The following is a 13924-nucleotide window of genomic DNA, read 5'->3' as shown; positions in this document are numbered from 1 at the left end:
ACAAGGGATTGCGAATCAAGGTGGCGCTGGCATTTGTCGAGGGGTTTTAGCTCTGCCGACAGTCAAGTTGCGGTGCCTTTGTTGAGAGGGGACAATCGAAACATGCAGAGCACGGCGCGCCCGCATCTCCGTCGCGCTTGCGCTTTCACGTTGTTTGCCCTGTCGGCTGCCTTGCTGGCGGCTTGCGCCGCGCCACCACAGCCGAAGGCGATGGTCAACAAGAAGCCTCGCTCCAAGGAGTATTTTGCCGAATCCGAATATGGCGTAAAGGCCAGTCCGCGCGTCACCTTCAAGAAGTCCGGCTTGCAGCGTGGCGGCGGACGCGACCAGTTGGGCAAGCCCTATCAGGTGCGCGGCAAGTGGTATTATCCCAAGGAAGACAAGCGCTACGCCAAGGTGGGCCTCGCCTCCTGGTATGGCGACGCCTTCCACGGCCGGCTGACCGCCAACGGCGAAGTCTACGACATGACGCATCTGACCGGCGCGCATCCGACCATGCCGCTGCCGAGCTATGCGCGAGTCACCAATATGAAGACCGGCAGTTCGGTCATCGTGCGCGTCAACGACCGCGGACCCTACCATGACGGGCGCATCATCGATGTGTCGAAACGTGCCGCCGAAATGCTCGACTATGCAAACATCGGCACGGCAAAGGTGAAGGTCGAATATGTCGGCCGTGCGCCGCTTGACGGCAGTGACGATCAGTATCTGATGGCCTCCTACCATCCCGGCAACAGGGCGCCGGATCCATCGGACGGCTTGCCCACCGGTGTCATGATCGCCATGAATGGACCATCGCCGAGCACCGCGTTGGGTGCTGCCGCCGCTCCATTTCCCGGTCAGTTGACGAATTCCGCATCCGCACAGCCTGTCCTGTCGGCGCAGACGCCGGCCGCTGGCAATGTGACGCTGCCCGATTTCGGGCCGATCGTGCCGGAACGTCCGGAAATCAATCTGCCGGCGCAATCGCCGTTCACAGTGGCGTCGCTGTCTTATGCGGACGAGCGCGTGCAGCGTGCCACCAATGTCTTTGCCGCGCTGGATGGCGCCGGCATGTCGCCCGCCGAAATCCTTCAATCGTGGAAGCGGCAAGCGCCTTCGGCCGGTTCGCCCACGGACTATATCGCGGCGGGTTCGTTTGAGGATGCTGCCGAGGCGCAGCGTGTGGCCACCCAGCTTTCCGGCTTCGGCAAGGCCGAAATCCAGCGCTCTGAATTCGAAGGCAAGGACTGGTATTCGGTCAATCTCTATCCGGACGGCCATGGCAGCCTGGACGAGATGCTGCAGGCGGCATGGTCACATGGCGCACCGGACGCGCTCGTGGTTCGGAACTGACCGGCAAAACCTGAAGTTTTGCCCAGTTGTCCAAGGCGCGGTTGATCGGCCGAGACAAAGCCTGATAGCTTGTAGAGCTTGCCCAGAAATGCCGGCTGACAGGTCGAACCTCTCATGAAATCTCGCTTCGCCGCGCCTGTCGCCGGGCTCCTGGGTTTTGGCCTCCTGCTGCTCTCGCTGGCCCCGGCCGCGGCGCAGCTTTTCGAGACCAAGGCCGCACAGGCCTTCATGATCGATGCCGAAACCGGGACGGTGCTGTTTTCCAAGGACGCCGACAAGCCGATGCCGCCGGCGTCACTGGCCAAGCTGATGACGATGGAGGTGGTTTTCAACGCCATCAAGTCGGGGCGCGTGACGCTCGACGATACATTCGCGGTGAGTGAGAACGCATGGCGCACGGGCGGCGCGCCATCCGGAACATCGACAATGTTTGCCAAGCTCAAATCGACGATCCGGCTTGAAGACCTGATTCAGGGCGTGACGATCCAGGCAGCCAATGACGGCTGCATCATCATCGCCGAAGGCTTCGCCGGATCCGAGGCGAATTTCGCGACTGAGATGACCAACCGCGCAAGGCAGATTGGCCTCGCGAAATCGACATTCGTCAATTCAACCGGTCTGCCGGCCGAAGGTCAGCAAACGACGGTTCGAGAGCTTGCCCTTCTGGCCCTGCATATCTGGCGCGAATATCCGGATCTCTATCGCTACTATGGCCAGACGGACTTCACCTGGAACAAGATCACTCAGAGGAACCGCAATCCGCTGCTGGCGATGGATATCGGCGCGGACGGCTTGGCTGTCGGCATGAGCGAGGCATCCGGCTTCGGCATCGTTGGCTCGGTCAGCCACAATGGCGCCCGCATCATCGCGGCGATGAGCGGACTGAAAAGCGACCGCGAGCGCGCCGAGGAAGCGCGGAAGCTGCTCGACTGGGGCGTTCGCGCCTTCCAGAAGACGGAGATTTTCGCCAAGGACGAAGTGGTCGGCGAAGCCCAGGTTTTCGGCGGTGCGAAATCCGGCGTGGCGCTGAAGGCAAAAGGGCCGGTGAATACCTTCCTGCCCATCGCCAACCGCGACAAGCTGACCGCCAAGATCGTCTATGACGGACCGGTTGCAGCGCCCGTGGAGGAGGGGCAGCCGGTGGGTGCACTGCGGGTCTGGATCGGTGATACGCTGAGCCAGGAGACGCCGCTTTTCGCGGCCGAATCGGTTGGCGTTGGCTCGCTGCCGCGGCGCGCGCTCGACGCCGTCAAGGAACTGGCCGTCGGCTGGCTGCGTTAGCACCGTTGCGGTGGACCTTTTTTCTGACCGGGACTATTACGGTTCCCGCAGTATGGAAGAAGGCTTTTTGATTGGTGCACGGATTTTTCATCACCTTCGAAGGCGGAGAGGGGGCAGGCAAGTCGACGCAGATCGAGCGGCTGGCCAGCAAGATGCGCGCCAAGAAATACGATGTCCTTGTCACGCGTGAGCCGGGCGGCTCGCCCGGCGCGGAGGCGGTCAGGCATGTCCTGCTTTCCGGCGCTGCCGAACCGTTCGGCCCCAGGATGGAGGCGCTGCTTTTCGCCGCCGCGCGCTCCGACCATGTCGAGCAGGTAATTCGGCCGGCGGTCGAACGCGGCTCGATCGTGCTTTGTGATCGCTTCATGGACTCCTCGCGCGTCTACCAGGGTGTCACCGGCGGCCTCGATCCGGCGTTCATGGGCACGCTGGAAAAGGTCGCCATCAACGGCATGGTGCCCGACATGACGCTGATCTTCGATATCGACCCGGCCGAAGGATTGCGGCGCGCCACGGCACGGCGGGGCACCGATGCCGGCGCCGACCGCTTCGAAAAGGAAACGCTTGATATCCACCAGCGCCGCCGCGAAGCCTTTCTGGCGATCGCCGCGGCAGAGCCCGAGCGCTGCATCGTCGTCGACGCGTCCGCCGATCCCGACACGGTGGAGAATGTCGTCACCGCTGCCGTGTTCGCGGCTCTGGAGACGATGACGCCGGCGCACAGGAAGCAGGCGTCGCCAGGATGATTTTCGAACGGATCGCACCAGAACAACACGACACGCTCGACGGCGTGCCGGAGCCGTCCGAGACCCCGCGTCTGGTCGGACATGGCCAGGCGGCGAACATGCTGGCCGCCGCCTATCGCTCCGGGAAGCTGCCGCATGCACTGATCTTTGTCGGACCGGTCGGCATCGGCAAGGCAACGCTTGCCTTCCATCTGGCGCATCATCTGCTGAAGCATCCCGCATTCGAACAGGCGCCGGACGTTCTCGCCGTTCCTGATCCGGCGTCGTCGCTGTTTCGCCAGATCGCCAACGGCGCACATCCTTCGGTGCTGCATCTGACCCGCCCGCCGAACGACAAGACAAAAAGCTTCAAGACGGTCGTGACCGTCGACGAGATCCGCAAGGTCAGCCGCTTCCTGTCACTGACCTCGCATGACGGCAGCTACCGGGTAGTGATCGTCGATCCGGCCGACGACATGAATGTCAATGCGGCCAATGCCTTGTTGAAGAACCTTGAAGAACCACCGGCACGCACACTGTTCATCCTCATCGTCCATGCACCGGGCAGCCTGCTGCCGACGATCCGCTCGCGCTGCCAGATGGTGCGGCTGGCGCCGCTCGATGCCGAGAGCCTGATGGCGGTTCTGGAGAACGTCGAGCCACCGCCGCCGGACGAACCCGCGGCGCGCGCGGCATTGGCCAAGCGGGCAGGGGGCAGCGCGCGCACCGCAATCCTGCTGACGCAGTATGGCGGGCTGGAAATCGCCGAGACGCTCGACGCCCTGGCGACGGCCAGGAAGAGCGATGTTGCCGGCGCCTATCGCCTTGCGGAGGCGGTCGCCGGTCGCGACCAGGCGATCCAGTTCGATATCTTCAATCGCCGTGCACTCGACCTGCTCTCGACCGGCGCAAGCCAGGCCGCGCTGGCGGGCGACCTGGCGCGGGCGAAAACGCTGTCGGATACTTGGCACGAGGCTTTGAACGCTATATCTGAGACCGACACCTACAATCTCGACAAGAAGCAGCACGCCTTGGCCATGATCGACCGCCTGAATTCTGCAATGCGAATGTGACGGCCCATCGGGATGGCAATCGCCGTTTCGATGCGATATCTCACCGCTACATCTTCATTCAGACATTCATGACGGTTAATTCATGTCACGCGACACATTCTACATTACCACCGCGATTTCCTATCCCAATGGCAAGCCGCATATAGGCCATGCCTACGAATTGATCGCCACCGACGCACTCGCCCGCTTTCAGCGGCTCGACGGCAAGCAAGTCTTCTTCCTCACCGGCACCGACGAGCACGGCATCAAGATGCTGCAGACGGCGAAGCGGGAAGGCATTCCCGCGCGTGAACTGGCCGACCGCAACGCGGCCGATTTCCAGCGCATGGCAATCGCGCTCAATGCCTCCAACGACGATTTCATCCGCACTACCGAAGAACGTCACTATGCGGCCTCGCAGGCGATCTGGAAGGCGATGGCTGCCAATGGCGACATCTACAAGGGCGGCTATGCCGGTTGGTATTCGGTGCGCGACGAAGCCTACTACGGCGAGGAGGAGACCGAAGTCCGCGCCGACAATGTCCGCTACGGACCGCAGGGAACCCCGGTCGAATGGGTCGAGGAAGAGAGCTATTTCTTCCGCCTGTCGGCCTATCAGGACAAGCTCATCACGCTCTACGAAAGCCAACCCGATTTCATCGGCCCGGCCGAGCGGCGCAACGAAGTGATGAGCTTCGTCAAGTCAGGATTGAAGGATCTGTCGATCTCGCGCACCACCTTCGACTGGGGCGTGCCGGTGCCGGGTGACGAGAAGCATGTGATGTATGTCTGGGTCGACGCTCTGACAAATTACATTACCGGTGTCGGTTATCCAAATGAAAATGCTGACAATTGGCGCTTCTGGCCTGCCGATGCACACATCATCGGCAAGGACATCGTGCGCTTCCACGCAGTCTATTGGCCTGCCTTCCTGATGTCGGCCGGAATCCCCTTGCCGAAGCGCGTCTTCGGTCACGGCTTCCTGTTCAACCGCGGCGAGAAGATGTCGAAATCGGTAGGCAACGTCATCGACCCGTTCGCGATGGTCGAGCATTATGGCCTCGACCAGGTGCGCTATTTCTTCCTGCGCGAGGTGCCGTTCGGCCAGGACGGCAGCTATAGCCACGAGGCCATCGTCAACCGCACCAATGCCGACCTCGCCAATGGCCTTGGCAATCTGGCGCAGCGCTCGCTGTCGATGATCGCCAAGAACTGCGGCGGCGTAGTGCCGAAGCGCAGCGATCTGGCGGAGGCCGACAGGGCGATCCTCGACCAGGCGGTGGAGGCGCTTGCTACTGCACGCAAGACGATGGCGGAGCAGGGCATCCATCTAGCGCTTGCGGCGATCATCGGCGTGGTGGCGGAGGCCGATCGCTACTTCGCCTCGCAGGAACCCTGGGCGCTCAGAAAGACCGATCCGGCGCGTATGGAAACGGTGCTGTGGACGACCGCGGAAATCATCCGACGCGTGGCGCTGCTCTGCCAGCCCTTCATTCCGGGATCGGCCGCTAAGCTGCTCGACCTGCTGGCTGTGCCGGCGGACAGCCGCGATTTCGTGCATGTCCACGCGGACTATGCGCTGGCATCAGGGGTTGCTTTGCCCGCGCCGGAAGGCGTGTTTCCACGTTACGTCGAGCAAACGGATGCAAGCGCCTAATGCTGGTCGACAGTCACTGCCATCTCGACTTTCCGGATTTCGCAGAGGAGCGGGCGGCCATCGTCGCCCGCGCCCTTGCCGCTGGAATCGGTCGCATGGTGACGATCTCGACGCGTGTGAGGCGGTTCCAACAAGTACTTGAGATCGCTGAATCTTTCGACGAAGTCTATTGCTCGGTTGGCACCCATCCGCACAATGCCGCCGAAGAGCTGGACGTGTCGGCCGAGGATCTTGTCCGGCTATCCGCTCATCCAAAAGTCGTGGCGATCGGCGAGGCCGGGCTCGACTATTTCTACGACCACGCGCCGCGCGATGCGCAGGCGCAGGGTTTTCGCATCCATATCGCTGCCGCGCGCGAGACTGGCCTGCCGCTGGTCATCCATTCGCGTGACGCCGACAGCGACATGGCCGATATCCTCGAGGACGAAACAGGGAAGGGCGCCTTCCCCTTCATCCTGCACTGTTTTTCGTCCGGGCGCAGGCTGGCCGAAGTCGGCGTGGCGCTCGGCGGCTACGTTTCCTTTTCCGGCATCCTGACCTTCAAGAATTCGGCCGAGCTGCGCGCCATCGCTGCCGACGTGCCACACGACCGACTGCTGGTCGAAACCGACGCGCCATATCTTGCGCCGATACCCTTTCGCGGCAAGCGCAACGAGCCTGCGTATGTGGCGCATACAGCCAAGGTGCTGGCCGAAACGATCGGTGTCAGCGAGGCCGAAATCGCTGCCGTCACCACGGACAATTTCTTCCGGCTGTTCGAGAAGATGCCGCGCCCAAGTGCGCTGAGCGCCTGACGCATGAGCGACCGGCTGCGCCTCACAATTCTCGGCTGCGGCTCATCGCCGGGCACGCCGCGCATCACTGGCGACTGGGGCAATTGCGACCCAGCCAATCCGAGGAACCGGCGCATGCGCACCGCAGCGCTCGTCGAGCGGATCGCCGCGAACGGCGACAGAACCACAGTCGTCATCGACACCGGGCCGGATTTCCGCGAGCAGATGCTGCTGGCATCGGTCAGGCGCATCGATGCGGTCGTCTATACGCATCCGCATGCCGACCATATCCACGGCATCGACGATTTGCGTGGCTTCGTGCTCGAGCAGCGTCATCTCATCGATATCCACGCTGACCAGCCCACCATGCTGCGGTTAAGGGAAGCGTTCGGCTACTGTTTCGAAACACCGCTGGGCAGTTCCTATCCGCCCATTGTCGAGCCCCATATCATCGACCACGCCAGGCCGGTCGTAATCGAAGGCGAGGGGGGTACCCTCACCCTCGAGCCGCTGCCGCAGATCCATGGCGACATCATATCGCTTGGTTTTCGCATAGGTGGGCTCGCCTATTGCCCCGATATCAGTGATTTCCCGGACACCACGGCCGAGCGTCTGGGTGGGCTGGACGTGCTGGTCATCGACGCGCTGCAATACAGGACGCATCCGAGCCATCTGTCGCTCGGCCAGGCACTCGGCTGGATCGAAAAACTGGCGCCGAAAAAGGCCGTGCTGACGCATATGCATGTGCCGCTTGACTACGCCACGGTGATGGCCGAGACGCCTGATAACGTCGAGCCGGCCTATGATGGCATGACGATCGAAATCGCTTTTGAATCAGTGTAATAGGCTCGGTTCTTCATGGCTGGCAGCATTGAGCGTGTGACCAAGGAAGCGGCTGATGCCGGTCTTGACATCGAGATCAGGCGCATGGGCGCCTCGACACGCACGGCCGAGGAAGCCGCCGCGCAATGCGGCTGCACGGTTGCCCAGATCGTCAAATCATTGATTTTCCAGGGAGAAGCCAGTGGCAGACTTTTTCTCTTCCTGGTTTCCGGCGTCAACCAGCTCGATCTCACCAAGGCAGCCGCGCTGACTGGCGAGCCGCTGAAGCGCGCCGACCCGCGGCAGATCCGCGACGAGACCGGCTTTGCCATTGGCGGCGTAGCGCCGATCGGCCATCTGATTGCGATCCCGGCGTTCGCCGATGAGACGCTGCTAGGTTTCGATCGCGTATGGGCAGCGGCCGGCGCTCACGACGCGGTATTCGCGGCCGAGCCACGCGCCATGGTCAAGGCAGCGCAGGCTGTCGTAGCGACGCTGACGAGCTGAGTCGAACACCCCGCTATCGCAGCTATTCGGCGGCGACCGCTGTGTGCGCAGGCGGCAACATGATGTCGGGCGCAGCCGGCGCGAACAACATCTTTACGAAGCTGCGGAAGGCGAGGATCTGGCGCTCTAGTACGCGGGGATCGCCGAGCCCCCGCGACATGATGATGCCGCCATCGATCACACAGGAGAACATGATAGCTACATCGTCGAGGTCCATGCCTTTGCGGGCAGGATAAACGGTCGCGATCTCATTCAGCGCATCGCGAAACCGCCCGTTCCAGGAGCGTACGGCGTCGGAGGCGATGTCGCGAACGTTGCGGTCGAAGAGGCGCTCCTGATAGGTGAACGTCGCGATCAGACAGCCGGGGTGGCCGTTCGGCAGGTCACCCATCAGCTCGGCAAGCAGCTTGAGCGTGATCAGGAAGGACTGCAACGGATCATCGGAGAGTTGCCGGCCGCGGTGAAACACATCGTCGAAGATGCGGTCGTTCTCCTCGACGTAGCGCAGCATCAAGGCGCGGGCGAGTTCGTTCTTGTCCTTGAAATGATAGAAGAAGCCGCTCTTGGTGATGCCGGCCTCGGCGATCACCTCCTCGATGGAAGTCGCGCCGAACCCCTTGGCGAGCACCGATGCCTCGGCGATCTCCAGAATGCGTTCGCGCGTTTCCGCACCTTTGCGCATGACCGAATGCCCTCAAATTTACTGTACCGGCGGTATGGTTTTCACACCCGCCAACATCGGCACTGATAGCAATACGACCGACCCAGAACGGCTATCCGTCTGTAATTGCCGCGGTTCCCGCTTCGGTGGAGTACCGGACCACGAGCCTTCTACCGCACCGGCGGCACGTGCTGTTAAAACTTGGCTATTCCGAAACCGGCCGCAACCAAGGCGGCACGGTGTTATCTTACCACTGGAGACAAACATGGCCAAGTACCGCCAGAATCTGCCGCAACTCGCCAACAGAACATTCCTGAGCGATGGCGGCATGGAGACGACCCTCATCTTTCACGAAGGCCTCGACCTTCCGCATTTTGCTTCATTCACGCTGGTGGCAACGCCTGAAGGCCGGCAGAAGCTCAAGGACTATTACGTCCGCTATCTGACCATTGCGCGCAGAGGCGGGACCGGGTTCATCCTCGACACGCCGACGTGGCGGGCCAACCCCGATTGGGGAATGTTGCTCGGCTACGGGCCGGAAGCGTTGCGGGCCGTCAACGAGAGCTCCATCGAGCTTCTTCTCGACCTGCGCAAGGAGTTCGAGACTGCCGAGACGCCTTGCGTCATCAGCGGCGCGATCGGGCCGCGCGGCGACGGCTACAAAGCTGGCAATATGGACGCCAACGAGGCGGAGGCCTATCACGCGGCGCAGATCGAGAGTTTCGCGCGGACCGAGGCCGACATGGTGGCGGCCTATACGCTCACCAATTTCCACGAGGCGATCGGCGTGGCGCGGGCGGCCAAGGCGCATGCGATGCCCTGTATGATCTCGTTCACCGTTGAGACCGACGGGAAGCTGGTGACCGGCATGGCGCTCGGCGAGGCGATAGACAGGGTTGACGACGCCACGGACGGTGCGCCGGCTTACTATATGATCAATTGCGCACATCCGACGCATTTCATGCAGGCGCTGAAAAAGGGCGAGCGCTGGCTCGATCGCGTCTATGGGGTGAAGGCGAACGCTTCGGCCAAAAGCCATGCCGAACTGGACGAATCGGAGACGCTCGACGCGGGCGACCCGGACGATCTCGGGCGGCGCTACAGCGGGCTGAGAGCTTCGTTTCCGACCATGCGCATCCTGGGTGGCTGCTGCGGCACAGACCACCGGCACATCGCAGCAATCTGCGAAGCCTGCGTGCCGCAGGCGGCGTAGGAGACTCTACCAGCCGCAGTTCCGCTGAGTCCCAAGGAACAAGGAACTGCGGCTGGGCCGAAAGGCAACTCAATCAAAACCGCACACCAGTTCCATAATCTATCTTATGCGACTTTCTGATGTGGCAGCCTATAGAGATAGAGATGAAGCGCAGCCGACCGGGCAATCGACTACCCCGACGCGGCGGGCTTGAGATCATGGAGGGCAGCACGTCCCTGCGCGGTTGCGCCCTGGCGGAACAACCCTCATCGATACGTGTTAGACCTTGAGACGGGCAATTGTGAAAGGGTGGAATTCAGATGTCCAACAAGTCTGAGCAGCCAGTCGCCAAGGCACAGATGATGATACGCAAGCCCGTCGCAGAGGTCTTTCAATCACTGATCGATCCGAGGATCACATCCCATTTCTGGTTTTCCAAGGGTGCCGCACCGTTGCAAGTGGGCGAAAGGGTCAGATGGCATTGGGAGATGTATGGCGTGCATACAATCGCCGACGTAAAGGCTATCGACCCGGACGAGCGAATCCTGATCGAGTGGAACGGGCCTGAAAATCCGAGTTTCGTCGAATGGACATTTAGATCGATAGAAGACGGTCAGACCTTCGTCACGGTCAGAAACTGGGGCTTTTCTGGCGGCGCGGAGGAAGCGATAAATTCCACCGAAGGATTCACAAACCTGTTAGCAGCCATGAAGTTCTACCTTGAGCATGGCATTGAGCCCAATCTCGTCCTAGATCATGCACCGAACGCTCGCGTTATCTGAGAGGCAACCGTTCGCTTCGATTCAGTCGACTGACTCAATCTCGCATTCGGACGACCCCATCCTGCACCTCTCAACACCGAAATTTTCAGCTAAGACCATCACAAAATGACCGCCTCGCCTCCCTTTCTCGGCTTTCCCGATCGCCTCGCCGATGGCCGCATGCCTCGTGCGGTGATCTTCGGAGCCGGTCACGGCAGCACTTATCCCGGCAAGGACAGCAGCGGCTATGCCTTGGCCGCCGACGCCATTCGCGCTGCGAGCCAAGACGATGCCGAGCTCGTCGAGCACTGGGATTTCGACCTCGGCGGCCCGCTGTTCGACGGCAAGCCGGTCTGCTGCATCGACGCCAGCGACATCCCGACCGCTATGCATGACAATGCCGGCAACCGGGCCCGGATCGAGGCAAAGACGCGCGAGGTCCTGGCATTGCCGGCCGTACCAATCCTGCTCGGCGGCGACGATTCCGTACCCATTCCCTTTCTCGCCGGCTTTGCGGATCACGGGCCGATCTGGATCCTGCAGATCGACGCCCATATCGACTGGCGCGACGAGTTGCATGGCGAACGCCACGGCTATTCGAACCCGATGCGCCGGGCGAGCGAGATGCCGCATGTCGCCGGCATCGTGCAGGTCGGCATCCGTGGCGTCGGCAGCGCACGCCTCACTGACATCGAAGCGGCGCGGCGCTATGGCAGCCGCTTCGTGACCGCCCGCGAGGTTCACGCCCAGGGCGTCGAAGCCGCACTCCAGCATATTCCGGAAGGAGTACGGGTCGTCGTCACCCTCGACTGCGACGGCCTCGACCCCGGCATCATGCCGGGCGTGGCGGCGCGTACGCCCGGCGGCCTCACCTATACGCAGGTGATCGACCTGATCGCGGGCCTCGGCAGGCGGGCCAAGATCGCAGGATTCGACCTTGTCGAGCTCTATCCTCCGGCCGACATTGACGGCCTGTCGGCGCTGACCGCCGCGCGCCTTCTCGTCAATGTGATCGGCACCATTGTTAGGCAGGTTTGAAACCTGGATTCCTCTCGTAGCTTCAACGCCCCCTCGCCGCCCATGGACGCCCCGACGGGGTTCGTTGTAAACATTCCGACCGCTTGTTTTGGAGGAGACGCAGCATGGACCGATTCACCGGCGGTTGCTTGTGCGGCAACGTCCGAATTGTGGCGTCGGGACTCCCATACCGGGTCGGCATTTGTCATTGTCTCGACTGCCGCAAGCATCATGGGGCCCTTTTTCACGCTTCCGCGGTGTTCCCCCAGGATGCGGTAACGATCGATGGCGAAACACGCGACTACGCCGGGCGGTTTTTCTGCCCCCGCTGCGGCTCGACCATTTTCGGGCGCACCGCAGACGAAATCGAAGTGAACCTGGGATCCCTGGATGCCCCCGACCAGCTGATGCCAACATACGAAAGCTGGATCATCCGTCGCGAATCCTGGTTGCCACCGTTTCCGCTCAAGAGACGATATGAGCGCGATCGTGACGCCACGGGTCGCTTTGAGGAGTAGGTCGCACGCACGAACGGTGCGAGTGGCCGTTTGGGAGGGTCACGCCGGCGCGTCACTCCGGAAGACCGGCCTTGCGGTAACCTTCAACGAAATGCTCAAGCGTCGCAGCGTCCCGGAACGGCTCCGTCGTGGCCCAGTGGCGGGTTGTGAAATGCGGGTTGCCGACGAGAAACAGCTCGACCTCTGCGCGCGCCTCGTCGAGTCGGCCGAGTTGGGCAAGGCTTGCCGCCAGGAAACGGCGTGAGCTTGTACGATAGGTCTCATCCCTGCGCAGTGTGTCGACAGCGGCTTCGTACTCGCGCGCCGCATATTGCGCCTGGCCGAGCGTCAGATAGTACCAACTTGCCGGAAACGGGTTCAGCCGGAACGCCTTGCGAATGTGCTCAAGCCCCTCCTCGACCCGCCCGGCCAAGACCGCGATGTCGGATAATGCCGCCCAGGCATCGGCCTCGTTCGGGTCGAGCTCGATCGCCTTGGCGAATTCCGCTTCGGCCTCGGCGAAGCCGCGCTCATAGGCAAGCAGGTAAGCCAAAACCCAGCGGCAGCCGGCATCGTTGGGGTCGATCGCCACCGCTTTGCGCGCCAGTTCCAAAGCAACGCTACGGGATGTTTCGGTTGGTCCGCCAGAATGCACCCATCCCATCCAGTGATTCATGGCAAGCCAGCGATAGGCCTCGGCATATTCCGGATCGAGCGAAATCGCGCGGGTGAGCATCAGATGCGCTTCCTGCGCCGTCTGCGGCGAATCATCCATCAGCTTGCGCGCCCGCACGCACAGATCGTAAGCCTCGAGATTTTTGGGTCGATTGCGCGGCGGCGGTGCACGCAGCCGGCCGAGTAACGCCTCCACGATCTTGCCGGTGACCTCGTCCTGAACGGCAAAGACGTCTTCTAGGCTGCGATCGAAGCGTTCCGCCCACATATGATCGCCACTCACCGCGTCGACCAGCTGTGCGTTGACACGCACCCGCCCCGCGGCGTGTCTTGCGCTACCCTCCAGCAGGTAGCGCACGCCAAGGTCCTGTGCGATATCGCGCACGTCCGTCGCCTTTCCTTTGTAGGCAAAGACCGAGTTGCGTGCGATGACGAACAGGCCGGAGACCCTGGACAGGTCGGTGATCAGGTCTTCGGTCAACCCATCCGCGAAGGATTCCTGCTCGGGATCGTTGCTGATGTTAACGAAGGGCAGCACGGCTATCGATGGTTTGCCGGGCAGCGGCAAAGGTTTTCGCTTCGCGCCACCGAGCTGTTCGATGCCCCCCGTGAACCGGTAGCCGACGCGCGGAACCGTGGAGATCCATTCACCGCCGTCGGTGGCCGGACCAAGCAGCTTCCGCAGCTGCGCTATCTGGACGGTGAGGTTGCCTTCCTCGACGGCAGTGCCTGGCCACGCTGCGTCCATCAACTCGGCCTTCTCAAGGATTTCGCCGGGCCGTCCGACGAGCGCCGCAAGCAGCTTCAGCCCGCGGTAGCCAACGGCAACGGGGACGTCGTTCCGAAGGAGTGTTCCCGCACCTGGATCAAGCACGAACGGACCAAAGGCAAAGCGCGATCCTTGCATACAGCGCATCTATAGCCGATTTGGAAGTTTTGAGAACTATTTGGGAGAGCTTAATTACGGCG

The 13924-nt window shown here is 62.0% G+C and carries 14 protein-coding genes; 12 read left to right on the top strand and 2 right to left on the bottom strand.

From position 1 onward, the window contains the following. Positions 1 to 102: 102 nt before the first annotated feature. The 8 genes from EN885_RS03610 (at position 103) to EN885_RS03575 (ending at position 8152) form a co-directional block, all read left to right on the top strand. Positions 103 to 1335 carry a septal ring lytic transglycosylase RlpA family protein gene (locus tag EN885_RS03610; protein ID WP_128241031.1) on the top strand — a complete coding sequence of 411 codons (1233 nt, stop codon included), beginning with the start codon at positions 103 to 105 and terminating at the stop codon, positions 1333 to 1335. A gap of 114 nt (positions 1336 to 1449) precedes the next feature. Further along, positions 1450 to 2616 carry a D-alanyl-D-alanine carboxypeptidase family protein gene (locus EN885_RS03605; RefSeq protein WP_128241032.1) on the top strand — a complete coding sequence of 389 codons (1167 nt, stop codon included), beginning with the start codon at positions 1450 to 1452 and terminating at the stop codon, positions 2614 to 2616. Positions 2617 to 2687: 71 nt separating this feature from the next. Next, entirely contained in the window at positions 2688 to 3362 is a 675-nt protein-coding gene (tmk, locus tag EN885_RS03600; RefSeq protein ID WP_128241033.1) for a dTMP kinase, read from the top strand. After that, a complete protein-coding gene (locus tag EN885_RS03595; protein ID WP_128241034.1) occupies positions 3359 to 4414 on the top strand; it encodes a DNA polymerase III subunit delta' in 1056 nt (351 codons plus the stop codon). The genes tmk and EN885_RS03595 overlap by 4 nt, the downstream gene beginning before the upstream one ends. An 82-nt stretch (positions 4415 to 4496) precedes the next feature. Then, positions 4497 to 6050: a methionine--tRNA ligase gene (gene metG, locus EN885_RS03590; protein ID WP_128241035.1), complete on the top strand. Its 1554-nt coding sequence runs from the start codon at positions 4497 to 4499 to the stop codon at positions 6048 to 6050. Beyond that, positions 6050 to 6844 carry a TatD family hydrolase gene (locus EN885_RS03585; RefSeq protein ID WP_127204563.1) on the top strand — a complete coding sequence of 265 codons (795 nt, stop codon included), beginning with the start codon at positions 6050 to 6052 and terminating at the stop codon, positions 6842 to 6844. Before metG ends, EN885_RS03585 begins: the two co-directional genes overlap by 1 nt. A 3-nt stretch (positions 6845 to 6847) precedes the next feature. Beyond that, positions 6848 to 7666 carry an MBL fold metallo-hydrolase gene (locus EN885_RS03580; protein WP_128241036.1) on the top strand — a complete coding sequence of 273 codons (819 nt, stop codon included), beginning with the start codon at positions 6848 to 6850 and terminating at the stop codon, positions 7664 to 7666. Between the two features lie 15 nt (positions 7667 to 7681). After that, positions 7682 to 8152, top strand: a complete 471-nt coding sequence (locus EN885_RS03575) for a YbaK/EbsC family protein (protein ID WP_128241037.1) — start codon at positions 7682 to 7684, stop codon at positions 8150 to 8152. Between the two features lie 22 nt (positions 8153 to 8174). On the opposite strand, the gene EN885_RS03570 is transcribed toward EN885_RS03575, so the two are convergent. Then, the gene (locus tag EN885_RS03570; RefSeq protein ID WP_127293987.1) at positions 8175 to 8834 is read right to left on the bottom strand and encodes a TetR/AcrR family transcriptional regulator; all 660 of its coding nucleotides are present in this window, start codon (positions 8832 to 8834) and stop codon (positions 8175 to 8177) included. Positions 8835 to 9078: 244 nt separating this feature from the next. Between EN885_RS03570 and EN885_RS03565 the strand changes: the two genes are divergently transcribed. The 4 genes from EN885_RS03565 (at position 9079) to EN885_RS03550 (ending at position 12301) form a co-directional block, all read left to right on the top strand. After that, the gene (locus EN885_RS03565; protein WP_128241038.1) at positions 9079 to 10026 is read left to right on the top strand and encodes a homocysteine S-methyltransferase family protein; all 948 of its coding nucleotides are present in this window, start codon (positions 9079 to 9081) and stop codon (positions 10024 to 10026) included. Between the two features lie 299 nt (positions 10027 to 10325). After that, entirely contained in the window at positions 10326 to 10787 is a 462-nt protein-coding gene (locus EN885_RS03560) for an SRPBCC family protein (RefSeq protein ID WP_128241039.1), read from the top strand. Positions 10788 to 10892: 105 nt separating this feature from the next. After that, a complete protein-coding gene (locus tag EN885_RS03555; protein ID WP_128241040.1) occupies positions 10893 to 11804 on the top strand; it encodes an agmatinase in 912 nt (303 codons plus the stop codon). A gap of 104 nt (positions 11805 to 11908) precedes the next feature. Next, complete coding sequence (locus tag EN885_RS03550; RefSeq protein ID WP_095488635.1) at positions 11909 to 12301, top strand: GFA family protein; 393 nt, start codon at positions 11909 to 11911, stop codon at positions 12299 to 12301. Positions 12302 to 12353: 52 nt separating this feature from the next. Here the strand turns inward: EN885_RS03550 and EN885_RS03545 are convergent, their stop codons facing one another. Continuing rightward, positions 12354 to 13862, bottom strand: coding sequence for a winged helix-turn-helix domain-containing tetratricopeptide repeat protein (locus EN885_RS03545; protein ID WP_128241041.1), 1509 nt, complete (start codon positions 13860 to 13862; stop codon positions 12354 to 12356). Positions 13863 to 13924 lie beyond the last annotated feature (62 nt).

Source organism: Mesorhizobium sp. M6A.T.Cr.TU.014.01.1.1 (assembly GCF_004022765.1).
GTDB classification, from domain to species: domain Bacteria; phylum Pseudomonadota; class Alphaproteobacteria; order Rhizobiales; family Rhizobiaceae; genus Mesorhizobium; species Mesorhizobium mediterraneum.
The sequence above is the reverse complement of the archived record's forward strand: the minus strand, read 5'-3'. Positions and strand labels throughout refer to the sequence as shown.

Coding starts and splice junctions, on each gene's coding strand:
- EN885_RS03610 (WP_128241031.1), top strand. CDS start 103: ATGCAGAGCACGGCGCGCCCGCATCTCCGTCGCGCTTGCGCTTTCACG.
- EN885_RS03605 (WP_128241032.1), top strand. CDS start 1,450: ATGAAATCTCGCTTCGCCGCGCCTGTCGCCGGGCTCCTGGGTTTTGGC.
- EN885_RS03595 (WP_128241034.1), top strand. CDS start 3,359: ATGATTTTCGAACGGATCGCACCAGAACAACACGACACGCTCGACGGC.
- metG (WP_128241035.1), top strand. CDS start 4,497: ATGTCACGCGACACATTCTACATTACCACCGCGATTTCCTATCCCAAT.
- EN885_RS03585 (WP_127204563.1), top strand. CDS start 6,050: ATGCTGGTCGACAGTCACTGCCATCTCGACTTTCCGGATTTCGCAGAG.
- EN885_RS03580 (WP_128241036.1), top strand. CDS start 6,848: ATGAGCGACCGGCTGCGCCTCACAATTCTCGGCTGCGGCTCATCGCCG.
- EN885_RS03575 (WP_128241037.1), top strand. CDS start 7,682: ATGGCTGGCAGCATTGAGCGTGTGACCAAGGAAGCGGCTGATGCCGGT.
- EN885_RS03570 (WP_127293987.1), bottom strand. CDS start 8,834: ATGCGCAAAGGTGCGGAAACGCGCGAACGCATTCTGGAGATCGCCGAG.
- EN885_RS03565 (WP_128241038.1), top strand. CDS start 9,079: ATGGCCAAGTACCGCCAGAATCTGCCGCAACTCGCCAACAGAACATTC.
- EN885_RS03560 (WP_128241039.1), top strand. CDS start 10,326: ATGTCCAACAAGTCTGAGCAGCCAGTCGCCAAGGCACAGATGATGATA.
- EN885_RS03555 (WP_128241040.1), top strand. CDS start 10,893: ATGACCGCCTCGCCTCCCTTTCTCGGCTTTCCCGATCGCCTCGCCGAT.
- EN885_RS03550 (WP_095488635.1), top strand. CDS start 11,909: ATGGACCGATTCACCGGCGGTTGCTTGTGCGGCAACGTCCGAATTGTG.
- EN885_RS03545 (WP_128241041.1), bottom strand. CDS start 13,862: ATGCAAGGATCGCGCTTTGCCTTTGGTCCGTTCGTGCTTGATCCAGGT.